Source organism: Streptomyces sp. NPDC046261 (assembly GCF_040646235.1).
Classification (GTDB): Bacteria; Actinomycetota; Actinomycetes; order Streptomycetales; family Streptomycetaceae; genus Streptomyces.
In genome coordinates this window covers 1-22,976 of record NZ_JBEYZU010000023.1, presented here as the reverse complement: position 1 = coordinate 22,976, position 22,976 = coordinate 1, and the positions used below count along the sequence as shown (strand labels likewise).

The window sequence follows — 22,976 nt, the reverse complement described above, 5'->3', positions numbered from 1 at the left end:
CGACTGGCCGTCGAGGACCTGTCGATGTTCGGCAGGGACCCGTGGTGGCTGGTGGTCGTCAAGGCCGTCTTCTGCTTCGCGTTCCTGATGCTGACCGTGCTCTTCTCCATCGTCTGGGAGCGCAAGGTCGTCGCCTGGATGCAGCTGCGCATCGGCCCCAACCGGCACGGCCCCTGGGGCATGCTGCAGTCGCTGGCCGACGGCATCAAGCTGATGCTGAAGGAGGACCTGGTCGTCCGGCGCGCCGACAAGGTCGTCTACGTCCTCGCGCCGATCGTCGCCGCCATCCCGGCGTTCATGGCCATCGCGGTGATCCCCTTCGGCCCGGCGGGCAACGAGGTCTCCGTCTTCGGCCACCGCACGACGATGCAGCTGACCGACCTGCCGATCGCGATCCTGTACATCCTCGCGGTCGCCTCGATCGGCATCTACGGCATCGTGCTGGCCGGCTGGTCCTCCGGCTCGACCTATCCGCTGCTCGGCGGGTTGCGTTCGTGCGCGCAGATGATCTCGTACGAGATCGCGATGGGCGCGGCGTTCGCGTCGGTCTTCCTCTACTCCGGCTCGATGTCGACGTCGACGATCGTCGAGGCCCAGCACGACCGGTGGTACGTGCTGCTGCTGCCTGTCTCGTTCCTGGTCTACATCGCGACGATGGTGGGCGAGACGAACCGGGCCCCCTTCGACATGCCGGAGTCCGAGGGCGACCTGGTGGGCGGCTTCAACACCGAGTACTCCTCGATCAAGTTCGCGATGTTCATGCTGGCCGAGTACGTGAACATGGTGACGGTCTCGGCGGTGGCGGTCACGCTCTTCCTGGGCGGCTGGCAGGCGCCGTACCCGCTCTCCGCGTTCTGGGAGGGCGCCAACCACGGCTGGTGGCCGATGCTGTGGTTCGTCATCAAGGTGCAGCTGCTGCTGTTCTTCTTCATCTGGCTGCGCGGCACGCTGCCCCGGGTGCGCTACGACCAGCTGATGAAGCTCGGCTGGAAGGTGCTCATCCCGGTCTCGCTGGTGTGGCTGATGCTCGTGGCGACCGTACGGGCACTGCGCAACGAGAACTACGACTTCCAGGACATCGTGCTGTACGTGGGGGGCGCGGTCCTCGCGATCCTGCTGCTCTCGCTCCTCGTCGACGTCTTCCGCGGCCGCGACGGCGGCAAGGCCGGCGAGGGCGCCGCGGAGCCGGCGCCTCCGTTCGACCCGATGGCGGGCGGCTTCCCCGTGCCGCCGCTGCCCGGTCAGACGCTGCCACCCGTGCCCCGGCGCCGCTCGCGCCGTGACGGAGAGTTGATTGTCAGTGGCGGGGTGGACACTCACAGTGACCGAGAGGAGGCCGACGGTGTCTAGCGAGTCTTCCCGGGGGGACGCCCCCCGGGCCCCCTTCCAGAATCCCGTGGCCGGCTTCGGCGTGACCTTCAAGGCCATGTTCAAGAAGCGGCTGACCGAGCAGTACCCGGAGGAGAAGAAGCACACGGCGCCGCGCTTCCACGGCCGCCACCAGCTCAACCGGCACCCCGACGGCCTGGAGAAGTGCATCGGCTGCGAGCTGTGCGCCTGGGCCTGCCCGGCGGACGCGATCTACGTCGAGGGCGCGGACAACACCGACGAGGAGCGCTACTCCCCGGGGGAGCGCTACGGCCGCGTCTACCAGATCAACTACCTCCGCTGCATCCTGTGCGGCCTGTGCGTCGAGGCGTGCCCGACCCGGGCGCTGACGATGACGAACGAGTACGAACTGGCCGACGCCAGCCGCGAGTCGCTCATCTATACGAAGGAGCAGCTGCTGGCGGGGCTGGAGGACCGCATGGTCGACACCCCGCACGCGATCTACCCCGGCATGACCGAACAGGACTACTACCGGGGCCTGGTGACCGAGGCCGCGCCGGGCACGGTGCGGCAGGTCGCCGTCTCCAAGGGCGAGAAGCCGAAGGAGAACCACGAGGAAGAGGTGGAGGCATGAACGTCGCTGCCGCCGCCTCGACGACGTCGACCGGCGAGGCGGTCCAGTTCTGGCTGCTGGCGGTCGTCGCCGTGGCCGGCGCCCTGGGCGCGGTGCTGATGAAGAAGGCCGTGCACAGCGCGCTGTCGCTCGCCGGGACGATGATCGTCCTGGCGGTCTTCTACCTCGCCAACGGCGCCTACTTCCTGGGCATCGTGCAGATCGTCGTCTACACCGGCGCGATCATGATGCTGTTCCTGTTCGTCGTGATGCTGGTGGGCGTCACGGCCGCGGATTCGCTGAAGGAGACGATCAGGGGCCAGCGCTGGCTGGCGGGGCTGTGCGTGCTGGGCTTCGGCATCCTGCTCATGGCCGGCATCGCCAACGCCTCGCTGCGCCGGTTCAACGGCCTGGGCCAGGCCAACTCCGGCGGCAACGTCCAGGGGCTGGCGGCGCTGATCTTCACCAAGTACGTCTTCGCCTTCGAGATCACCGGGGCGCTGCTCATCACCGCGGCCGTGGGGGCCATGGTCCTCACCCACCGCGAGCGCACCGAACGGGCCGCCACCCAGCGCGAGATGTCCGACGCGCGCGTGCGCGGCAAGCACCTGCCGCCGCTGCCCGCACCCGGCGTCTACGCCCGGCACAACGCCGTCGACGTCCCCGGTCTGCTGCCCGACGGGACGCCGTCCGAGCTCACCGTCAACCCCACGCTGCGCTCGCGCGGTCAGATCCGTGACGTGTCCGCCGACGCGCTCGCGGACCTGGCGGCGCTGGAGCAGCGCGCGGAGGAGCGGCTGGGCCGGCACACGGACCGTCCGCAGGAGGGCGCCAAGTGAACCCGGTCAACTACCTCTACCTGGCGGCGTTGTTGTTCACCATCGGTGCCGCCGGCGTGCTCATCCGGCGGAACGCGATCGTCATCTTCATGTGTGTGGAGCTGATGCTGAACGCCTGCAACCTGGCGTTCGTCACCTTCTCCCGGATGCACGGCAATCTCGACGGCCAGATCATCGCCTTCTTCACGATGGTCGTGGCCGCCGCCGAAGTCGTGATCGGTCTCGCGATCATCGTGACGATCTTCCGCTCCCGCCACTCGGCCTCGGTCGACGACGCCGGCCTGCTGAAGCTGTAAGGGGACACTGACGGTGGAGAACCTCATCGGATTGCTCGTCCTGGTGCCCCTGCTGGGCGCGGGCGTGCTGCTCTGCGGCGGCCGCCGGCTCGACAGCAGCGCCCCCTGGATCGGCACGCTGCTGGCCGCCCTGTCCTTCGTCATCGGCGCGGTGCTCTTCGCCGGCATGCTGGGCCGCGACGCCGAGGACCGCGAGCTGGCCACGACCGTCTTCAGCTGGGTGCCCGTCGGCGGCTTCCGCGCCGACGTCGGCTTCCAGCTCGACCAGCTGTCGATGACCTTCGTGCTGCTGATCACGGGCGTGGGCTCGCTGATCCATCTGTACTCGGTCGGCTATATGGCGCACGACGAGCGCCGGCGGCGCTTCTTCGGCTATCTGAACCTCTTCCTCGCCGCGATGCTGCTCCTGGTGGTCGCCGACAACTACCTCCTGCTGTACGTGGGCTGGGAGGGCGTCGGCCTCGCCTCGTACCTGCTGATCGGCTTCTGGCAGCACAAGCCGAGCGCGGCGACGGCCGCCAAGAAGGCGTTCCTGGTCAACCGCGTCGGCGACGCCGGGCTGTCGATCGCGATCATGCTGATGTTCACGACGTTCGGGACCTTCGCCTTCGGGCCCGTGCTCGAGAGCGCGGACCGGGCCGGCGAGGGCAAGCTGACCGCCATCGGGCTCATGCTCCTGCTCGCCGCCTGCGGCAAGTCGGCCCAGGTGCCGCTGCAGAGCTGGCTCGGGGACGCGATGGAGGGCCCGACGCCGGTCTCCGCGCTCATCCACGCGGCGACGATGGTGACCGCCGGCGTGTATCTGATCACCCGGTCCGGGGCGATCTTCGACGGGGCGCCGGACGCCCAGACCGCGGTCGTCACGGTGGGCGCGGTCACGCTGCTCTTCGGTGCGATCGTCGGTTGCGCGAAGGACGACATCAAGAAGGCCCTGGCGGGCTCGACGATGTCCCAGATCGGCTACATGATCCTCGCGGCCGGGCTGGGCCCGGTCGGCTACGCCTTCGCGATCATGCACCTGGTCACCCACGGCTTCTTCAAGGCCGGGCTCTTCCTCGGCGCCGGCTCGGTGATGCACGGCATGAACGACGAGGTCGACATGCGGCGTTACGGCGGCCTGCGGTCGTACATGCCCATCACGTTCGTGACCTTCGGCCTCGGCTACCTCGCGATCATCGGCTTCCCGGGCCTGTCGGGCTTCTTCTCCAAGGACAAGATCATCGAGGCGGCCTTCGCCAAGGGCGGCACCGAGGGCTGGATCCTGGGCGGGGCCGCCCTGCTGGGCGCCGCCATCACCGCGTACTACATGACGCGGGTGATGCTGCTGACGTTCTTCGGCGAGAAGCGGTGGCAGCCGGACGAGCGGGGCGAGCTGCCGCACCCGCACGAGTCGCCGCGGACCATGACCGTCCCGATGATCGTGCTCGCCTTCGGATCGGTCCTCGCCGGCGGCCTGTTCAGCGTCAACGACGCCTTCCTGAACTGGCTCGAGCCCGTCACCGGGCACGCGGAGGGCCACTCGCCGGTCACGGCCGTGCAGGTCACCGCGGCCACCATGGTCGTCCTCTTCGTCGGCGTCGCGCTCGCCTGGGCGCAGTACGGACGCGGGCCGGTGCCGGTCACCGCGCCGCGCGGCAACGTGCTCGTGCGGGCCGCCCGCCGCGACCTGCTGCAGGACGACTTCAACCACGTCGTGCTGGTCCGCGGCGGCGAGCACCTGACCCGCAGCCTGGTCTACGTCGACCACACGCTGGTCGACGGCGTCGTCAACGGCACCGCCGCCTCCGTCGGCGGGCTGTCGGGCCGGATGCGCAGGCTGCAGAACGGCTTCGCACGGTCGTACGCGGTCTCGATGTTCGGCGGTGCGGCGCTGCTCATCGCCGCGACCCTGCTGATGAGGGCGGTCTAGTCATGTCATTTCCCCTGCTGACGGCCACGGCGGCGGTGCCCGCACTGGGCGCGGTCGCCACCGCCGCCGTCCCGGCCGCGCGCCGCACGGCCGCCAAGTGGCTGGCCCTGGCCTTCTCGCTCGCCACGCTGGCGCTCGCGGCGGCCCAGCTCGTGCGCTTCGACCCGGGCGCCGAGGGCCCCTTCCAGCTCACCGAGTCGCACGCCTGGATCAAGGACTTCGGGGTCCGCTACGACTTGGGCGTGGACGGCATCTCGGTGGTGCTCATCGCGCTCACCGCGCTGCTGGTCCCCTTCATCGTCCTGGCCGGCTGGCACGACGCCGACCCGCTCGAGGGCGCCTCGACGCGCTGGCGGCCCACCCAGGGCTTCTTCGCGCTGATCCTCATGGTCGAGGCGATGGTGGTGATCGCCTTCGAGGCCACCGACGTCTTCCTCTTCTACATCTTCTTCGAAGCCATGCTCATCCCGATGTACTTCCTCATCGGCGGCTTCGGCGACCGGGCGGGCGAGCGCGGCGAGGCCGAGACCGCGGCCCAGCGCAGCTACGCCGCCGTGAAGTTCCTGCTCTACAACCTCGTCGGCGGCCTGATCATGCTCGCCGCCGTCATCGGGCTCTACGCGGTCACCGCCCACCAGCTGGGCACCGGCACCTTCTCCCTCACCGAGATCGTCCAGGCCCGCGCCGAGGGGAAGCTGGAGTTCGCGACCACCACCGAACGCGCCCTGTTCCTCGGCTTCTTCTTCGCCTTCGCCGTCAAGGCGCCGCTGTGGCCGCTGCACACCTGGCTGCCCAACGCCATGGGCGAGGCCACCGCCCCCGTCGCGGTGCTGATCACCGCGGTGGTGGACAAGGTCGGCACGTTCGCCATGCTCCGCTTCTGCCTCCAGCTGTTCCCGGAGGCGTCGAAGTGGGCCACGCCGGTGATCCTGGTGCTGTCGCTGGTCAGCATCCTCTACGGGGCGCTGCTCGCGGTCGGGCAGCGCGACATCAAACGCCTGATCGCCTACGCCTCGATCTCCCACTTCGGCTTCATCGTCCTGGGCATCTTCGCGATGACCTCCCAGGGCCAGGGCGGCGCCACGCTCTACATGGTCAACCACGGGATCTCCACGGCCGCGCTGATGCTGGTCGCGGGTTTCCTGATCTCCCGGCGCGGCTCCCGGCTCATCGCCGACTACGGCGGCGTCCAGAGCGTGGCCCCGGTCCTGGCGGGCACCTTCCTCGTCGGCGGTCTGGCCACGCTGTCGCTGCCCGGGCTCGCGCCCTTCGTCTCCGAATTCCTCGTCCTGGCCGGGACGTTCAGCCGCTATCCGGTCGTCGGCATCATCGCGACCTCCGGCATCGTGCTGGCCGCGCTGTACGTACTGGTGCTCTACCAGCGCACCATGACCGGCCCCGTCAAGGAGCCGGTGCGCACGATGCCCGACCTGCGGGTGCGCGAGCTCGTGGTCGTCGCACCACTGATCGCGCTGCTGCTCTTCCTCGGCATCTACCCCAAGCCGGTGACCCGGATTCTGGATCCCGCGGTCGAGCACACGCTGTCGCAGGTGGAGAAGGGCGACCCCAAGCCCGATGTTCGCGTGAACGATGTGGAGGCCGCGAAGTGAGCCACGCAGCATCTGTCCACAGCCTGTGGACACTGGCGGCGGCCGAGGCGCCGAAGAAGATCCCCGGCCCGCACTTCGAGTACGCCCAGCTGTCGCCGACGCTGATCGTGCTCGGCGCCGCCGTCCTGGGCATCCTCATCGAGGCATTCCTGCCGCGCCGGGCCCGCTACCACGCCCAGCTGCTGCTGACCGTCCTCGCCCTGGCCGCCGCCTTCTCCGCCGTCGTCGCGCTGGCGGCGAGCGGCTACGCCTCGGACAAGGCGCGCATCGCGGCCATGGGGGCGGTCGCCGTCGACGGACCCGCGCTGTTCCTCCAGGGCACCGTGCTCCTGGTCGGCGTGGTCGCGGTGTTCACCTTCGCCGAGCGCCGGCTCGACCCGGCGGCGCACGGCCGGCCCGTGGACTCCTTCGCCGCCCAGGCCGCCGCCGTGCCGGGCGGGGACGCCGAGCGCAAGGCCGTCCGGGCGGGCCTGACGACCACCGAGGTCTTCCCGATCACGCTCTTCGCGATCGGCGGCATGATCGTCTTCCCGGCCGCCAACGACCTGCTGACGCTCTTCGTCGCGCTGGAGGTCTTCTCCCTCCCGCTGTACGTGCTGTGCGCCCTGGCCCGCCGCCAGCGGCTGCTCTCGCAGGAGTCGGCGGTCAAGTACTTCCTCCTGGGCGCCTTCTCCTCCGCCTTCCTGCTGTTCGGGGTGGCGCTGCTGTACGGCTACGCCGGCACGGTCACCTACTCCGGCATCGCGGACGTCGTCAGCGGTGCCACCCGCACCCTCGACCCCGCGCTGGCCGGCACGATGGGCAACGACGCGCTGCTGCTGGTCGGCGGCGCCCTGGTGCTGATGGGGCTGCTGTTCAAGGTGGGCGCGGTGCCGTTCCACATGTGGACGCCCGACGTCTACCAAGGCGCCCCCACACCGGTCACCGGCTTCATGGCGGCCGCGACGAAGGTCGCCGCCTTCGGCGCGCTGCTGCGGCTGCTGTACGTCGTCCTGCCGGGGCTGCGCTGGGACTGGCGGCCCGTGATGTGGGGCGTCGCGATCGTCACGATGCTGGTCGGCGCGATCGTGGCCATCACCCAGACCGATGTGAAGCGGCTGCTGGCCTACTCCTCCATCGCCCACGCCGGCTTCATCCTCGCCGGCGTCATCGCCACCACCCCCGACGGCATCTCCTCGGTGCTCTTCTACCTGGCCGCGTACTCCTTCGTCACCGTCGGCGCCTTCGCGGTGGTGACGCTGGTGCGCGACGCGGGCGGCGAGGCGACCCACCTGGCCAAGTGGGCGGGGCTCGGGCGCCGTTCGCCGCTGGTCGCGGCGGTGTTCGCGGTCTTCCTGCTGGCCTTCGCGGGCATCCCGCTCACCAGCGGATTCGCGGGGAAGTTCGCCGTCTTCAAGGCGGCGGCGCAGGGCGGGGCGGCGCCGCTGGTCATCGTCGGCGTGGTGTCGTCGGCGATCGCCGCGTTCTTCTACATCCGGGTGATCGTGCTGATGTTCTTCAGCGAGCCGAAGGCCGACGGCCCGACCGTGGCCGTGCCGAGCCCGCTGACGTCCACGGCCGTCGCCGTGGGCGTCGCGGTCACGGTCGTCCTCGGTGTGGCGCCTCAGTACTTCCTCGAGCTGGCAGGCCAGGCGGGGACGTTCGTGAGGTAGCCGCCCGGCATCCCGGCGCCCGCCGCCCGGCGTCCCCGTGCAGGGGAGCCGGGCGGTGGCATGCCTGCGGGTGCCGGTGATGCCGGTGAGTTCAGCCGGCCGGCTTCGCGGGGACGGGGACGACGGGCTTGCCGTCGCCGCCCACGGCCTTGGACATCTTGTCCTCCTTGCCGGAGGCCCAGGCCACTGTGAAGGACTTGCCGTCGAAGTTCTTGATGGTGCCCTTGGCGTAGTCGGTGCTGCCGTCCTGGCAGTGCTTGATGGTGATCGTCGCCGGCTGGGAGTTGTCGACGAGCGTGCCCGAGCAGGCGGTCTTGCCGCTGAGCATCACCGTGTTCTGGGCGAACGACAGGATGACGATGCTCTTGTCGGTCAGCTTGCCGCCGTTCGACCAGCCGCCCGCGAGCTCGGCGGCCGTGACGGGCTTGCCCTCCGGCTTGTCCGCCGGCTTGTCCTTCGGGGCCTCGCCTACGGGCGTCTGCTGCCCGGCGTCCGCGCTGGGCTTCGCGTCCGTCTTCTTGTCACCGTCGTCGCTGCTCTTGCTGCAACCGGTCATCAGCACAGCGGCGATGATCGCCGCCCCCGTGATCTGTACTGCCTTGCGCACGTGCGCTCTCTCCTTCGTCGTGTCCAGCCCCGGTTGGAACTGGACACGACAAGCTAGCAGCGCTCAGTCGCCTCCGCCGCCCCCGCAGCCGCCTCCGCCACCGCAGCTGCTGCCACCGCCGCAGCTGTCCCCACCGCCTCCGTCACCGCCGCTGCCGCCGTCGGACGAGCCGGAACCCGCCACGACGTTGAGGTGCACGGCGTAGGCGATCCAGTGGCGGCGCCGAAGGCGACGCATGGCCTTGCGGTCCCGGCGCGCGCCCCAACCGGGGTAGAGCGCCTTGGCGATGCCGGTCGCGGACGCCAGCGCGGCCAGCGCCCGGTCGCGCGGCTCGGGGAAGCCCGCGCGCAGGGCCGCGTCGAAGGAGGCGCGCGCCGGGGTGGTGAGGTCGACCGCGTCCACCGGGTAGCGCAGCCGCCGGACGATGCCGACGAACCGCCGCTCCACCCGCAGGGCCCGCCTCTGCAGCAGCCCCATCACCCAGGACTCCTCCTGGCCCTTGGCGTTGCCCCGTATCCACTTGTAGGTCTTCGGGCCCTCGCCGGGTGGGCGCAGCATCCACAGCGGCACGGAGAGCAGGGCGTTGGCCGGCCGGGCCGCCCCGGCGACCGCCACGGGCCGCCCGTCCTCCTCCCGTACGCACCCGAGCAGTTCCAGCTCCGCCAGGACGGCCCCGGCCAGGCCGTACTCGAGGTCCCGGGACGGGCACAGCTTCTTGCCGTCCGCCGGGTCGTGCGCGAGCAACAGCAGTTCCTCGGGCAGCGTCAGTCCCCCGTTCACGCGCCCTACCCCGCCGTGCGCGCCGGCACGATGCGGCCGGTGACCTCGCCGAGGCCGATGCGGGCGCCGTCCGGGCCGGGGGCCCATGCCGTGAGGGTGACCTCGTCGCCGTCGGCGAGCCAGGGGCCCTTGCCCTGGGTGAGCTCGAGCAGGCAGCCCAGCTGGTCGGGCTCGGGGCCGCTGACCGTGCCGGAGGCGTAGAGGTCGCCGGTGCGCAGGGAGGCGCCGTTGACCGTCATGTGGGCGAGCTGCTGGGCGGCCGTCCAGTACATGGCGGCGAACGGCGGCCGGGAGACCGTCTCACCGTTGATGGTCACCTCGATGCGCAGGTCGATGCCGCCGGGCTCGGCGTCGGAGTCGTCGAGGTAGGGCAGCAGCGGGTGCGTGCGCCGCGGCGGCGCCGTGCGCGCCTCGTCGAAGGCGTCCAGCGGCGTGATCCACGCCGAGACGGACGTCGCGAAGGACTTGCCCAGGAACGGGCCGAGCGGCACGTACTCCCAGGCCTGGATGTCGCGGGCCGACCAGTCGTTGAGGAGGCAGACGCCGAAGACGTGCTCGCGGAAGGCGTCGAGCGGCACGGGCGTGTGGTCCGGCGCGGGGGTGCCGACGACGAAGGCGACCTCGGCCTCGATGTCCAGGCGGAGGGAGGGGCCGAAGGAGGGCGCCTCGTCGGTCGGGGCCTTGCGCTGGCCCTGGGGGCGTACGACGTCGGTGCCGGAGACCACGACGGTGCCGGCGCGGCCGTGGTAACCGATCGGCAGGTGCTTCCAGTTGGGGGTGAGCGCCTCGCCGTTCGGGCGGAAGATGCGGCCGACGTTGGTGGCGTGGTGCTCGCTCGCGTAGAAGTCGACGTAGTCGGCGACCTCGAACGGCAGGCGCAGCGTCACGTCCGTCAGCGGGTGGAAGTGCGCCTCGCCGGTGATCCAGTCGCGGATCTCGGCGCGTACCGCCTGCCACACCCGCCGTCCCGCGGCCATCAGCGGGTTGAGGGTCGGCGCGGCCAGCAGCGGGGCGTAAGCGGAACCGTGCTCGGCGGCCGCGGCGGCGGCGTCGAGGACGTGTGCGCCGTAGCGGACGCCGATGCGCGGGCGGTCGGGCGCGTCGGGGGTGGTGAAGACGCCGTACGGGAGAGTGTGTGCGCCGAAGGGGTCGCCTTCGGGCAGCTCACGGGGGTGGTGCTGGGGCATGGGACGCTGCCTCGCCTTCTCCTGGACGCTCCGTGTGGGCTGGTGGGCCGTGCCACACATTACGTGCTGACCGCTCTTGGGCAAGAGCTGTCCGACAGGTGTCCGACCGGAGGCCAATGGGAAGGCAATGTCCGGTAACTCCTTGCTGGACGTAGCGATTCCGAAGTAGCGTCCTAAGTCGGGTCACACACAGTGGGGGGCCGCTGAGGCTGGGTGGCCGAGGGGGGTGCTGGTGGCGAGCAGGAGCGCGCCCGTAGCGGCGGACCGGTCCGTACCCGGGCTGATTGTGAAGATCGGCGACTATCCCCTGCACCACGGCGGGGTGGGCGCGATCCGCAGCCTGGGCCGGCTGGGCGTCCCGATGTACGCCGTCACCGAGGACAGATGGACCCCCGCGGCCCTCTCCCGCTATCTGCGCTCCGGCTTCGTCTGGCCGACCACCGGCACCGAGCGGCCCGAGGAGCTGGTGGCGGGGCTGCTGCGGATCGGCGGCAGGATCGGCCGGCCGGCGGTGCTGATCCCCACCGACGAGGAAGCGGCCGTGCTGATCGCCGAGCACGCCGAGGCCCTGGCGGGCTCCTTCCTCTTCCCGCCCGTCGAGCGGGCGCTGCCGCGCCGGCTGGCGAGCAAGCAGGGGCTGCACGAGCTGTGCGCGGAGCACGGCGTGCCCTCCCCGTCGGCGCTGTTCCCGGCCTCGTACGAGGAGATCGAGAAGTACGCGTCGGCCGCGTCCTTCCCGCTGGTGGCCAAGAACCGCGAGGCATTCGAGCGGCGGGCGCGCCCCGCCGTGCACGGCACGACCCGCATCGGCGGGCCGCGCGAGCTGCTGGAGCTGGCGCGCGGCTGGGGGCCCTCGCCGGGGGTGATCCTGCAGGAGTACCTGCCGCGCGAGGAGGCCGAGGACTGGATCGTCCACGCCTACTTCGACGCCGAGAGCACCCCGCTGGCGATGTTCACGGGCGTGAAGGTGCGCTCCTGGCCGCCCCACGCCGGCATGACCGCCAACGCCTACGTCGTGGACAATCCGGAACTGGCCGCCATGGCGGCGCAGTTCATCAAGCAGATCGGCTTCAGCGGGATCGTCGACCTGGACTGGCGGTTCGACCGGCGTGACGGCCGGTACAAGCTGCTGGACTTCAACCCCCGGATGGGAGCCCAGTTCCGGCTTTTCGAGAACGAGGCCGGCATCGACGTCGTCCGGGCCCAGCACCTGGACCTGACCGGCCGGCCCGTCCCGGAGGCCGAGCAGCGCGCGGGCCGCCGCTTCATCGTGGAGAACATCGACCTGCCCGCCTTCGCCGCCTACCGCCGCAGCGGCTACACCACCCCGCACGCCCCCGCCCGGGCGAGCGGCACGGAACTGGCCTGGGCCGCCCGTGACGACATGAAGCCGTTCTTCACCATGCTCGCCCGGTTCGTGCGGCCGGGCGCGCGGCATCTGTGGCAGCTGTGGCGCTCCAGGCGCCGCTCCGCCGCCGTCGCCGAGCAAGCCGACTGAAAACCGCGTATCGACGTCGCCCGGCCCACCGCCGGGCCACGCCCTGGGAGGGGACCCGTGACACTTCCCGTAGCCGTCATCGGGGCCGGTCCGTACGGCCTCTCGACCGCAGCTCACCTGAAGGCGCGCTCCGTGCCCACCCGCGTCTTCGGCTCGCCGATGGTGAGCTGGCGGGAGCACATGCCCGCCGGGATGCTGCTGAAATCCACCCCCGTCGCCTCGAACATCGACGCCCCCCAGCCGGGCCACACCCTCTTCGACTTCTGCCAGGACGTGGGGGAGCGGCGGTACGAATCGGACTGGGACGCCATCCCCGTCGAGACCTTCGCCCGCTACGGCCTGTGGTTCCAGCAGCGGCTGGTGCCCGCCCTGGAGCAGGAGCGCGTGGTGTCGGTGGAGCGGCGCGCCTCGGGCTCGGGCTTCGAGCTGAAGCTGGACTCGGGGGAACAGTTCGCCGCGCGGGCCGTGGTGGTGGCCACGGGCCTGAGCGGGTTCGCGCAGCTGCCGCCCGAGCTGGCCGCGGCCGTGCCGGACGGGCCCTCGGTGACCGGCCCCGTCTCCCACAGCTCGCTCCACCGCGACCTGTCGGCCTTCGCCGGGCGGGACGTGGTGGTCGTCGGCGCCGGGCAGTCCGGACTGGAGACGGCGGTGCTGCTGGCGGAGGCGGGCGCCGGCTCGGTGCGGGTCGTCGCCCGGCGGCGCGGGGCGGTGCGGTTCGGGGCGGCCCCGGACGGGCAGTCGCCACTGAAGCCGGACACCCCGTTCGGGCGGGCCTGGTCGCTGTACGCGTTCTCGTACCACGCGGACGGCTTCCGCCACCTGCCGGCGCCGACCCGGGCCTACCTGGTGCGCCGGGTGCTGGGGCCGCTGGGCGCCTGGTGGCTGCGGGAGCGGTTCGTGGGCCGGGTGCAGGTGACCGAGGGCAAGCGGATCGTGCGGGCGCGGGTGGAGTCGGGGCGCCCGGTGCTGACCCTGGCGGGCGACGCGGACGGCCCGGAGAACGAGCTGCGCGCCGACCACGTCATCGCGGCGACGGGCTACCGCGTGGACGTGGCGGCCCTGGACTTCCTCGGGCCCGGGCTGCGCACCCGGCTCGCGGTGAGCGCCGGCGGCCCCCGGCTCGGGGCCGGTTACCGGTCCTCGGTGCCGGGGCTGTTCTTCACGGGGCTGCCGGCGGCGGCCAGCTTCGGCCCGGTGATGCGGTTCGTGTGCGGGACCGAGTACGCCTCACCGCGGCTGGCGAGGGCGGTGGCGGCGATGTGATCCGGGCCCCGACCCGGGCGGGCCGGATTTCCGGCCCGCCCGGGTCCGGGGCCCCGCCCCCGGACAAGGGGTACCCGGCACGGGGACAGTCGGCGGAGAGCGATCGAAAAGGCAGGCGCCCACGGTGATCGACAGCCGACCGGATACGCTGACTTTTGGCAAGACAGCGACACATCGACAATCCCCGTGTTCGCAGGCAGACAGGAGTACCCCTCGTGACCGTCGTCGGGCCTTTCGGGCTGAGCGTGCGGGACCAGGCTCTTGAAGCCGATGTCCAGGCCGGGTTGGCCGCCGTCGAGGAGGGACTCCTCGAGGCCACGAAGAGCGGCGTCCCCTTCATCAACGAAGCGGCCCAGCACCTCGTGCAGGCCGGGGGCAAGCGGTTCCGCCCGCTGCTGGTGATGCTGGCCGCCCAGTTCGGCGACCCGTACGCCCCGGGCGTGGTGCCGTCGGCCGTGGTCGTCGAGCTCACCCACCTGGCGACGCTCTACCACGACGACGTCATGGACGAGGCCGAGGTGCGGCGCGGCGTGGACAGCGCCAACGCCCGCTGGGGCAACTCCGTGGCGGTCCTCACGGGCGACTTCCTCTTCTCCCGCGCCTCGCGGATACTCGCCGACCTGGGACCGGAGGCCGTCCGCATCCAGGCCGAGGCGTTCGAGCGCCTGGTGACCGGCCAGATCCTGGAGACGGCGGGGCCGCGCGACGGGCGCGACCCGATCGAGCACTACCTGGACGTCCTCGCCGGCAAGACCGGCTCCCTCGTCGCCGTCTCCGGGCGGTACGGCGCGATGATGTCCGGCGCCGACGAGCGCATCGTCGAGATCCTCACCCACTACGGGGAGCGGCTCGGCGTGGCCTTCCAGCTCGCCGACGACGTACTGGACATCGCCAGCGACTCCCACGAGTCCGGCAAGACCCCCGGCACGGACCTGCGCGAGGGCATCCCCACCCTGCCGGTGCTGCACCTGCGCGCGAGAGCCGCGGCCACGGGCGCCCCGGAGGACCTGGAGCTGTGCGAGATGCTCGCCGGCGACCTGGCCGACGACGACCTCCTCGCCGAGGTGCTGCGCCGGCTGCGCGCCCACCCGGCCCTGGAGCAGGCGCGGCGCGACACCGTCCGCTACGCCCAGGAGGCCCGCGCCACGCTGGCGCCGCTGCCCGACTGCCCCGCGAAGGCGGCGCTCGAGCAGCTCTGCGACGCGGTGGTGCACCGGGCCGGCTGAGGCCCGGTCAGCTCCGCCTCGCGGCGGTGGTGCCCTTAGGGGGCGTCATACCGGAGACGTACGGTGACTTGATCCCGTCGGCTGACGACTACGCGTGTCCGCTTTGGTGGAATGGAAGGCGTCTTCTCCGGGAAGAACCCCGGACTCCCGCGCCACCATCGAGCGGTCGGGCCACCATGAGCCTGGTTGTGGGGCGAGTGCACGACGCGACAGACCGCCGCCGACGACGGAGGTAGAGCACATGTCACGGATCCAGCCGACACCGGGCACCGACGGGGCCGACGGTACGGGCGAGGGCGGCGCGTCCCGGGCGGCCACGGGCCGCCGCAAGGCCGTCCGTTACGCGGTACCGGTCGCGGTGGCCGGCATCGCCGCCGCCACGATCGGCATAGGGTCGGCGCTCGCCAGCACCGGCGACCCGGACCTGCCCAAGATCAGCGCGCAGGACCTCATAGCCAGGATGGCCGCCTCGGACACCCAGCGGCTGTCCGGCTCGGTCAAGATCACCACCGATCTGGGGCTGCCCTCGCTGCCCTCTGGCTTCGGCCTGGACAGCGGGAGCGGCGGCAAGAAGGACGGCCCGGCCCCCACCCCGGAGAGCAAGCTGAGCGCTCTGACCTCCGGCACGCACACCCTGCGCGTGGCCGTGGACGGCCCCGACAAGCAGCGCCTGTCGCTCGTCGAGCGCGCCGCCGAGTACAGCGTCATCCACAACGGCGACGAGGTCTGGGCGTACGACAGCGCCAGCAACACCGCCGTGCACTCCAAGGCCCCCCGGGGCAAGGGCGCCGACAGCGCGCACAAGCCCGCCGGCGAGCTGCCCCGGGACCTGGCCGGCGCCTCGCCGCAGGAGCTGGCCAAGAAGGTCGTCGAGGCCGCGGACTCCTCGACGACGATGACCGTCGACGGCACGGCCAAGGTGGCCGGCCGGGACGCCTACCAGCTGGTGATCAAGCCGAAGCAGGCCGAATCCACGGTCGGCTCCGTGCGGATCGCCGTCGACGCGAAGAACGGCGTGCCGCTGAAGTTCACGCTCGCCCCGAAGAGCGGCGGCAAGGCGGTCCTCGACGCCGGCTTCACCAAGGTCGACTTCGGCAGGCCGGGCGCGGACACCTTCGCCTTCACCCCGCCCAAGGGCGCCAAGGTGACCGAGCGCGACGCCAAGGACGCCCCGTCCGCCGACCGCGAGGGCAAGGGCAAGGGCACGCTGCCCGAGGCGCTGGGCCTGCCCGGCACGGGCGGCGGCGAGCCGAAGGTCACCGGCGAGGGCTGGGCCTCCATCGCCGCCTTCGACGCGGGCAAGGACGCCGGTGGCGCCCTGGCCGGCAAGGGCAAGAGCGCGGGCAAGGGCGCCGGCAAGAACGGCGACGCCGCGGCGCTGCTGGACAGCTTCGGCTCCAAGGTCTCGGGCGACTTCGGCTCCGGCCGCGTCTTCAGCACCCGGATCGTCAACGCCCTGATGACCGACGACGGCAAGGTCTACTTCGGCGCCGTCTCCAAGGACGCGCTGGTCAAGGCGGCGAACGCGGCCAAGTAGGCCCGCGCGAGGAGAGCCCGGCACAGGGGGAATGCGATGCAGGAGCCGTCCGCCGCCACAGAAGCGGTGATCGCCACGCGTGGCCTCACCAAGCGCTACGGCGGCGGGCAGCTCGCGGTCGACGGGCTCGACCTCGTCGTGCCGCGCGGCAGCGTCTTCGGCTTCCTCGGCCCCAACGGGTCGGGGAAGACCACCACCATCCGGATGCTGATGGGCCTGATCGAGCCGACCTCCGGCAGCGCCCGGGTGCTCGGCGAGGAGATGCCACGGGCCGGCCGGCGGGTGCTGCCCCGCGTCGGGGCGCTGATCGAGGGGCCGGCGCTGTACGGCTTCCTCACCGGCCGCGACAATCTGCTGCGGTTCGACGCCGCCGACCCGCAGGCCGACCCCCGCACCCGGGCGGCCCGGGTGGCCCTCGCCCTGGAACGGGTGGGGCTCACGGGCGCCGCGGGCAAGAAGGCACGGGCGTACTCCCTGGGCATGAAGCAGCGCCTCGGGCTGGCCGCCGCCCTGCTCCAGCCCCGAGAGCTGCTGGTCCTGGACGAGCCGACCAACGGCCTCGACCCCCAGGGCATGCGCGAGATCCGGTCCCTGGTGCGCGCCCTGGCCTCGGAGGGCACCACCGTCTTCCTCTCCTCCCACCTCCTCGACGAGATCGAGCAGGTCTGCACGCACGCCGCCGTCATGGCCCGGGGCCGGCTGGTGACCCAGGGCCCCGTCGCCGAGCTGGCCTCCTCCGCCCGCGGCCGGCTGACCGTCACCACCCCCGACACGGCGGACGCCGTCCGCGTCCTCAAGGAGCACGGAGTGAACGACCTGGCGGTCCAGGACGACCGCGTGAGCGGCGAGCTGCCGGCCGGGGAGGCCGTGGAGCTCGCCGACCTCAACGCCGCGCTCGTCCGGGCGGACGTGCGCGTACGGGCCTTCGGCACCGAGCGGGCCTCGCTGGAGGACGCCTTCGTCGCCCTGACCGGGGAGGGCTTCGATGTCGCGGGCTGAGCCGGCCGGCGTGCCCGCGGGCCGCGCACCGAGCCCGCTGTGGGCGCTCTCCCTCTTCCACAGCGAGATCACCACCGTCTTCCGGCGCTGGCGCACCCTCGCCCTGCTCGGGGTGCTGGCCGCCGTGCCGGCGCTGGTGGGCATCGCGGTGAAGGTCCAGACCGGCGACGGCGGCGCGGCCGGCCACGGTGGCGGCGGCCCGGCCTTCATCAGCCAGGTCACCAACAACGGCCTCTTCCTGGTCTTCACCTCGCTCGCCGCGACCTTGCCGTTCTTCCTGCCGATGGCCATCGGTGTGATCGCCGGGGACTCCATCGCCGGCGAGGCGGGCTCCGGCACGCTGCGCTATCTGCTGGTGGCCCCCGCGGGGCGGACCAGGCTGCTGCTCGCCAAGTTCACCTCCGTGGTCGCCTTCTGCTGCGCGGCCACGCTCGTCGTCGCCCTCTCCGCGCTGGCGGTGGGCGCGCTGCTCTTTCCCGTCGGCGAGGTCACGCTGATCAGCGGCACGACCGTGCCGTTCACGCAGGGGCTGCTGCGCATGCTGCTGGTCGCGGCGGTGGTGGCCGCCTCGCTGACCGGCCTCGCCGCGCTGGGCCTGTTCGTCTCCACGCTCACCGGCAGCGGCATCGCCGCGATGGCCACGACGGTGGGGCTGCTGATCACGGTCCAGATCCTCGACCAGTTCCCACAGCTGAGCGCCGTCCAGCCCTATCTCTTCCCGCACTACTGGCTGAGCTTCGCCGACCTGCTGCGCGACCCGGTCTACTGGGACCAGCTGCTGCGCAATCTCGGCCTGCAGGCGCTGTACGTGGCGGTGTTCGGCTCGGCCGCGTGGGCGCGCTTCACGGCGAAGGACGTCACGGCGTGAGCCGGTGCCGGGCGGGGCGCCGTACGGCCCGCCCGGCACCGGTACCGCGGGTGCCGTGGGTATGCGCTCGGGCTGGAAGGTGGGCTAGAAGGTGAGCTTCCAGCCGCTGATGCTGCCGGTGTCCTGGGCCGCGACGTCCTGGACGCGGAGCTTCCACGTGCCGTTCGCCGGCTCGGCCGAGGCGTTGACCGTGTACGTGGCCACGACGTTCGCCGCCGAGTCGGTGCTGCTCGAGTCCTTCAGCCGGTAGCTGCGGTTGCTCGGCCCGACGAGGTCGACGACCAGGTCACCGCGGTAGCTGTGCTTGATGTCGACCCCGGCCTTGAGGGCCGCGGAGGCGTTGCCCGGCACACCGCTGACGGTGATCGGGGACTCGACGGCCGGGCCCGCGTCGGGGATGGCGACCGCGGACTTGCTCTCGAAGACCTTTCCGCCGGGCGGGGTGGTGGAGCCGCCGCTCAGCGTCCAGACCGCGTGGGCGATGGCGTCGCTGTTGTTGTCGAGCGCGGTGTCGTTGATGTTCGCCGTGGTGTCGCAGGAGGAGTGGTAGCAGCGGTCGAACGGCTGGCCTGCCGTGCCGCCCCACTTGGCCGCCTGCGAGGCCGTCTTGGTGTAGTCGGCGCCGCTGAAGAGACCGCCGACGGCGACGCCCGCGTTCTTGAAGGGCGCGTGGTCGGAGCGGCCGTCGCCCTCGGTCTCGATCTCGGTCTGGATGTTCCGGGTGGCGAAGAAGTCCTTGAAGACGCCCTCCAGCCTGGTGTCGTCGTCGTAGACGAAGTAGCCGGGGTTGGGGGAGCCGATCATGTCGAAGTTCAGATAGGCGTCGATCTTCCGGCGCTCGGTGGCGGGCAGCTGCCGCACGTAGTGCTGCGAGCCCACCAGGCCCAGCTCCTCGGCTCCCCACCAGGCGAACCGCAGGTGCTTGTCGGGCTTGTAGCCCTGCTTGGCGACGGTGAGGGCGACCTCGAGGATGCCGGCCGACCCCGAGCCGTTGTCGTTGATGCCGGCGCCCCGGGAGACCGAGTCGAGGTGGGATCCGGCGAAGACGATGTGGTCGGCGTCGCCGCCGGGCCAGTCGGCGATGAGGTTGTAGCCGACGGCGCCGTTCGAGGTGAACTGCTGGACGGTGGTGGTGAAGCCGGCGGCGTCGAGCTTGCCCTTCACGTAGTCCAGGGAGGCTTTGTAGCCACTGCGGCCGTGCGCGCGGTTGCCGCCGTTGGCGGTGGCTATCGACTGCAGCTGGTTGAGATGCGCCTTGACGTTGGCGACGGATATGTCGGGTGCGGCGGCGCTCCTGGCCGTGGCGACCGCGGCGGTGGGAACCGCGTGCGCCGGGACCGTGGAGACGCCGAGCAGGGTGGCGGTGACGGCCGCGCCGGCGGTGAGCAGGGCGGCGCCACGTCGGGATCTTCGGGGCAGGGTGGGTCCGTTGAGTTCACGCATGGGGGGCTCCCAACTCCATTTGACGTGGCCATGATGTTGAGGGCCCCCTGACGCTCCGTCAAGGGCGGATTTCGGACACCGAACACCGCTTTCCGGATATCGGGCGCGGGCTCAACCGCGCTGAGCTGTGGCTTCTGTTTCCTGAGTGGTGATTGTGTTTTCTGTGTTACCGATGGCCGCCCGCTCCTGAGCCGCCTTCAGCTCTGCCCGAGCGTGACGGGCCGTACGCAGCGCGTCCCACGTCAGCACCGCCAGCGCCAGCCACACCAGCGCGAAGCCCGCCCAGCGCTCGGCCGGCATCGCCTCGTGGAAGACCGTCAGACCCAGCGCGAACTGGAAGACCGGGGCGAGGTACTGCAGCATGCCGATCACCGACAGCGGCAGCCGCACGGCCGCCGCCCCGAAGGAGATCAGCGGCAGCGCGGTGATGGCGCCGGTGCCAAGCAGGAGCAGCAGGTGACCGGTGCCCTCGGTGGCGAAGGTCGACTCGCCCCGCGCGCCCAGGAAGAGCAGCAGGCCCAGCGCCGGCAGGAACTGCACGGCCGTCTCGGCGGCCATCGACTCCAGGCCGTCCAGCCCGACCTTCTTCTTGACGAGGCTGTACGTGCTGAACGTGGCCGCGATCGCGAGGGCGATCCACGGCGGCTTGCCGTAACCGACGGCCAGCACGACGACGGCGGCCACGCCGACTCCCACCGCGGCCCACTGCGCGGGGCGCAGCCGCTCGCGCAGCACCAGGACGCCCAGGGCGATGGTGACCAGCGGGTTGATGAAGTACCCCAGGGACGTCTCCACCACGTGCCCGGAGTTCACGGCCCAGATGTAGATCCCCCAGTTCGCGGAGATGACCAGCGCGCCGAGCGCGACCATCCCCAGCCGCCGCGGCTGCCGCAGCAGCGGGCGTATCCATCCCCAGCGCCGCGTCACGGCCAGCACGACCACGACGGCGCCCAGCGACCACACCATGCGGTGCGCGAGTATCTCGAGCGCGCCCGCCGGTTCCAGCAGCGGCCAGTAGAGGGGGAACAACCCCCAGATTCCATAGGCCAGAACGCCGCACAGCAGCCCGGTGCGGGTCTCGTTCCTCGACTTCTGCGGCTCCACGTATTTCCTCCCAGGGGGCGCCGATGCCCACGACGACCTTGCGAAGGTAACGCCGCACCCGCACATGTGTCATACGCGTATCGCATGACGGTCATGACAGGGGCGTGATCAACCGGCGGAACCACCCGTGGCCTTCAGCCGTTCGATGGCCGTCGCGACGTCGAACGGAAGGATCGTCACGGCGACGTTCGGCAGCTGCTCCAGCGTCTTCGCCATCTGCTCGCCGGTGTCGCGGTGCAGGAGCTTGCCCAGCGGCAGCGCGTAGGTGCGGCGCGGGATGAGCAGCGTCAGGGCGGTCGTGCCGTCGGCCGTCACCCGGGCGGCCAGGGACGCCACGGCGTGGCGCAGCCGGCGGTCGGGACAGTCGACGAGCTCCAGGGGGACGGTGGTGCCCGCGGACGCGTCCCACCGCCCGAGCAGGCGCCGGGCCCGGGCCTCGTCGATGACGAAGTGCACCGCCCGCACCCCGTCGGGCCGCAGTTCGTGCGCGTACCGCAGCGCCTTGATGGTGGCGAGGTCGAGGTTTTCGACGAGGACGTAGACGACGTGGCGCCGCCAGTGCGGACGGTCCGTGGTGTACGCGGGGACGTTCTCCAGGGCCGCGGCCTCCTCCCGGTACTCGCGGTTGATGCGGATCAGGGCCCACACCCCGACCGGGAAGACCACCACGACCAGCCACGCGCCCTCGGTGAACTTCGTGATGGCGAAGACCACGACCACCAGTGCCGAGACCACGGCGGCGATCAGGTTCACCGCGATCTTCCAGTGGCTCTGCCGGCGCCGCCAGTAATGGGCGGTCATGCCGGCCGCGGCCATGGTGAAGCCGGTGAAGACGCCGATGGCGTACAGCGCGACGAGCTTGTCGACGTTGGCGCGCGTCACCAGCAGCAGCGCCAGCGAGACGATGGTGAGCCAGATGATGCCGTTGGAGAAGGCGAGCCGGTGTCCGCGCCGGGTCAGCTGCCGGGGCAGGAAGCGGTCCTCGGCGACGAAGCTGGCGAGGAAGGGGAAGCCGGTGAAGGGCGTGTTGGCGCCCGTGTACAGGATGAGGGCCGTGGCCAGCTGGACGTACACGAGCCCGGTGGTCCCCAGCCAGCCGCCGCCGAAGACCAGGTGGGCCTCCTGGGCGATGGCGGTCGGATTGCCGTCCACGTAGGGAATGGCGTGCGTGTAGTGCGCGAGCGTGGAGACGCCCAGCACCATGACGCCCAGGACGCAGCTCATGACGGTCAGGGTGTGGCGGGCGTTGACGCCCTGGGGCCGGCGGAACGCGGAGACGCTGTTGGAGATCGCCTCCAGGCCCGTCAGCGAGGAGCCGCCGTTGGCGAACGCGCGCAGCACCATGAACAGCGAGACCCCGTACAGCCAGCCCGACCCCGGCGAGCCGAGCGGCACGGCCCCCGGCGCGTGGACGTCCGCGTGCGGCAGCCCGCCGTCCAGGGCCCGGGCGAGGCCCACGGTCAGCATCAGGGCGACCGCGAGCATGAACAGGTACGCGGGCGCGGCGAACGCCCGCCCCGCCTCCCGCACCCCGCGCAGGTTCCCGTACGCCAGCAGCAGCACCACGCCCGCCGTGATGGGCAGCTTGAGGTGGTCGATGCCGGTGTAGCCCTTGCCGATGAGATGCGCGAGGGAGATCAGCGCGTCGGTGCCGGCGGCGGTCTGCACGGCGACGGTGACGATGTAGTCGACGAGCAGCGCCACCGCCGCGATCTGCGCGACGCGCGGCCCGAAGTTCTCCCGGGCCACGACGTACGAGCCCCCGGCGCGCGTGTAGACGGAGACGACGTCGCGGTAGGAGAGCGTCAGCAGGAGCAGGACGAACAGGATCGCGCCGGTCACCGGCATCAGCAGCGTGAACGCGGCGACCCCGGCCACCGGCACCAGGATGCGCAGCATCTCCTCGCTGCCGTAAGCGGTCGAGGACATGCAGTCGGAGGCCAGGACGCCGAGCGCCATCGGCTTGGAGAGCTTCTCGCGGGAGAGCTGCTCGGTGACGAGCGGCGGGCCCAGCAGCAGCCGTTTGACGCGGTAGGCGAGCCGGTCGCGTACGACGAGGGGTTCGGGGGTGGGGGTGGCATCGGCCATGCCCCTTATGAGAGCGCGTGCCCCTGCCGCCGGGCCGTCCGGCGCTCCGACGGGCGGGATCTTTCCCCCACCCCGCCCCTTCCCGTAACCGGGGGCTCCGCCCCCGGACCCCCGGTCCTCAATCGCCG

19 protein-coding genes are annotated in these 22,976 nt (G+C 71.6%); 13 read left to right on the top strand and 6 right to left on the bottom strand.

What is annotated here, in order from left to right; all coding sequences use genetic code 11:
* Positions 1 to 24 precede the first annotated feature (24 nt).
* Genes nuoH through nuoN form a run of 7 tightly spaced genes read left to right on the top strand, consistent with a single transcriptional unit; the run spans position 25 to position 8,248 of the window.
* The gene (gene nuoH, locus ABZ956_RS27185) at positions 25 to 1,350 is read left to right on the top strand and encodes an NADH-quinone oxidoreductase subunit NuoH (protein ID WP_361899133.1); all 1,326 of its coding nucleotides are present in this window, start codon (positions 25 to 27) and stop codon (positions 1,348 to 1,350) included.
* Positions 1,343 to 1,963 carry an NADH-quinone oxidoreductase subunit NuoI gene (gene nuoI / locus ABZ956_RS27180; RefSeq protein WP_361898966.1) on the top strand — a complete coding sequence of 207 codons (621 nt, stop codon included), beginning with the start codon at positions 1,343 to 1,345 and terminating at the stop codon, positions 1,961 to 1,963. The genes nuoH and nuoI overlap by 8 nt, the downstream gene beginning before the upstream one ends.
* Positions 1,960 to 2,781 carry an NADH-quinone oxidoreductase subunit J gene (locus tag ABZ956_RS27175; RefSeq protein ID WP_361898963.1) on the top strand — a complete coding sequence of 274 codons (822 nt, stop codon included), beginning with the start codon at positions 1,960 to 1,962 and terminating at the stop codon, positions 2,779 to 2,781. Before nuoI ends, ABZ956_RS27175 begins: the two co-directional genes overlap by 4 nt.
* A complete protein-coding gene (gene nuoK / locus ABZ956_RS27170; RefSeq protein ID WP_071964083.1) occupies positions 2,778 to 3,077 on the top strand; it encodes an NADH-quinone oxidoreductase subunit NuoK in 300 nt (99 codons plus the stop codon). Before ABZ956_RS27175 ends, nuoK begins: the two co-directional genes overlap by 4 nt.
* 13 nt (positions 3,078 to 3,090) lie before the next feature.
* Entirely contained in the window at positions 3,091 to 4,986 is a 1,896-nt protein-coding gene (nuoL, locus tag ABZ956_RS27165; protein ID WP_361898960.1) for an NADH-quinone oxidoreductase subunit L, read from the top strand.
* A gap of 2 nt (positions 4,987 to 4,988) precedes the next feature.
* A complete protein-coding gene (locus ABZ956_RS27160) occupies positions 4,989 to 6,596 on the top strand; it encodes an NADH-quinone oxidoreductase subunit M (protein WP_361898957.1) in 1,608 nt (535 codons plus the stop codon).
* Complete coding sequence (gene nuoN / locus ABZ956_RS27155) at positions 6,593 to 8,248, top strand: NADH-quinone oxidoreductase subunit NuoN (RefSeq protein WP_361898953.1); 1,656 nt, start codon at positions 6,593 to 6,595, stop codon at positions 8,246 to 8,248. Before ABZ956_RS27160 ends, nuoN begins: the two co-directional genes overlap by 4 nt.
* Before the next feature lie 91 nt (positions 8,249 to 8,339).
* On the opposite strand, the gene ABZ956_RS27150 is transcribed toward nuoN, so the two are convergent.
* The 3 genes from ABZ956_RS27150 to fahA all read right to left on the bottom strand — a co-directional run bounded on the left by ABZ956_RS27150 (position 8,340) and on the right by fahA (position 10,822).
* Entirely contained in the window at positions 8,340 to 8,855 is a 516-nt protein-coding gene (locus ABZ956_RS27150; RefSeq protein ID WP_361898950.1) for a hypothetical protein, read from the bottom strand.
* A 63-nt stretch (positions 8,856 to 8,918) separates the two neighbouring features.
* Positions 8,919 to 9,635 carry a GPP34 family phosphoprotein gene (locus tag ABZ956_RS27145; RefSeq protein WP_361898947.1) on the bottom strand — a complete coding sequence of 239 codons (717 nt, stop codon included), beginning with the start codon at positions 9,633 to 9,635 and terminating at the stop codon, positions 8,919 to 8,921.
* 5 nt (positions 9,636 to 9,640) lie between these two features.
* Entirely contained in the window at positions 9,641 to 10,822 is a 1,182-nt protein-coding gene (gene fahA / locus ABZ956_RS27140) for a fumarylacetoacetase (RefSeq protein WP_361898944.1), read from the bottom strand.
* A 232-nt stretch (positions 10,823 to 11,054) separates the two neighbouring features.
* Here fahA and ABZ956_RS27135 point away from each other — a divergent pair, with 232 nt between their 5' ends.
* From ABZ956_RS27135 to ABZ956_RS27110, 6 genes are all read left to right on the top strand, one after another.
* Positions 11,055 to 12,320, top strand: coding sequence for an ATP-grasp domain-containing protein (locus ABZ956_RS27135; protein ID WP_361898941.1), 1,266 nt, complete (start codon positions 11,055 to 11,057; stop codon positions 12,318 to 12,320).
* Between the two features lie 57 nt (positions 12,321 to 12,377).
* Entirely contained in the window at positions 12,378 to 13,583 is a 1,206-nt protein-coding gene (locus ABZ956_RS27130) for an FAD-dependent oxidoreductase (protein ID WP_361898938.1), read from the top strand.
* A gap of 215 nt (positions 13,584 to 13,798) precedes the next feature.
* Positions 13,799 to 14,809 carry a polyprenyl synthetase family protein gene (locus ABZ956_RS27125; protein ID WP_361898935.1) on the top strand — a complete coding sequence of 337 codons (1,011 nt, stop codon included), beginning with the start codon at positions 13,799 to 13,801 and terminating at the stop codon, positions 14,807 to 14,809.
* A gap of 241 nt (positions 14,810 to 15,050) precedes the next feature.
* Positions 15,051 to 16,346 carry a DUF2092 domain-containing protein gene (locus ABZ956_RS27120; RefSeq protein ID WP_361898932.1) on the top strand — a complete coding sequence of 432 codons (1,296 nt, stop codon included), beginning with the start codon at positions 15,051 to 15,053 and terminating at the stop codon, positions 16,344 to 16,346.
* A 36-nt stretch (positions 16,347 to 16,382) separates the two neighbouring features.
* The gene (locus tag ABZ956_RS27115) at positions 16,383 to 17,345 is read left to right on the top strand and encodes an ABC transporter ATP-binding protein (protein WP_361898929.1); all 963 of its coding nucleotides are present in this window, start codon (positions 16,383 to 16,385) and stop codon (positions 17,343 to 17,345) included.
* On the top strand, positions 17,332 to 18,213 hold the full coding sequence (locus ABZ956_RS27110; RefSeq protein WP_361898926.1) for an ABC transporter permease: 882 nt from the start codon (positions 17,332 to 17,334) through the stop codon (positions 18,211 to 18,213). Before ABZ956_RS27115 ends, ABZ956_RS27110 begins: the two co-directional genes overlap by 14 nt.
* 84 nt (positions 18,214 to 18,297) lie before the next feature.
* Here the strand turns inward: ABZ956_RS27110 and ABZ956_RS27105 are convergent, their stop codons facing one another.
* The 3 genes from ABZ956_RS27105 to ABZ956_RS27095 form a co-directional block, all read right to left on the bottom strand.
* On the bottom strand, positions 18,298 to 19,656 hold the full coding sequence (locus tag ABZ956_RS27105; RefSeq protein WP_361898923.1) for a M20/M25/M40 family metallo-hydrolase: 1,359 nt from the start codon (positions 19,654 to 19,656) through the stop codon (positions 18,298 to 18,300).
* A 111-nt stretch (positions 19,657 to 19,767) separates the two neighbouring features.
* Entirely contained in the window at positions 19,768 to 20,760 is a 993-nt protein-coding gene (gene rarD / locus ABZ956_RS27100; protein WP_361898921.1) for an EamA family transporter RarD, read from the bottom strand.
* 108 nt (positions 20,761 to 20,868) lie between these two features.
* The gene (locus tag ABZ956_RS27095) at positions 20,869 to 22,848 is read right to left on the bottom strand and encodes an APC family permease (RefSeq protein ID WP_361898918.1); all 1,980 of its coding nucleotides are present in this window, start codon (positions 22,846 to 22,848) and stop codon (positions 20,869 to 20,871) included.
* Positions 22,849 to 22,976: the final 128 nt, after the last annotated feature.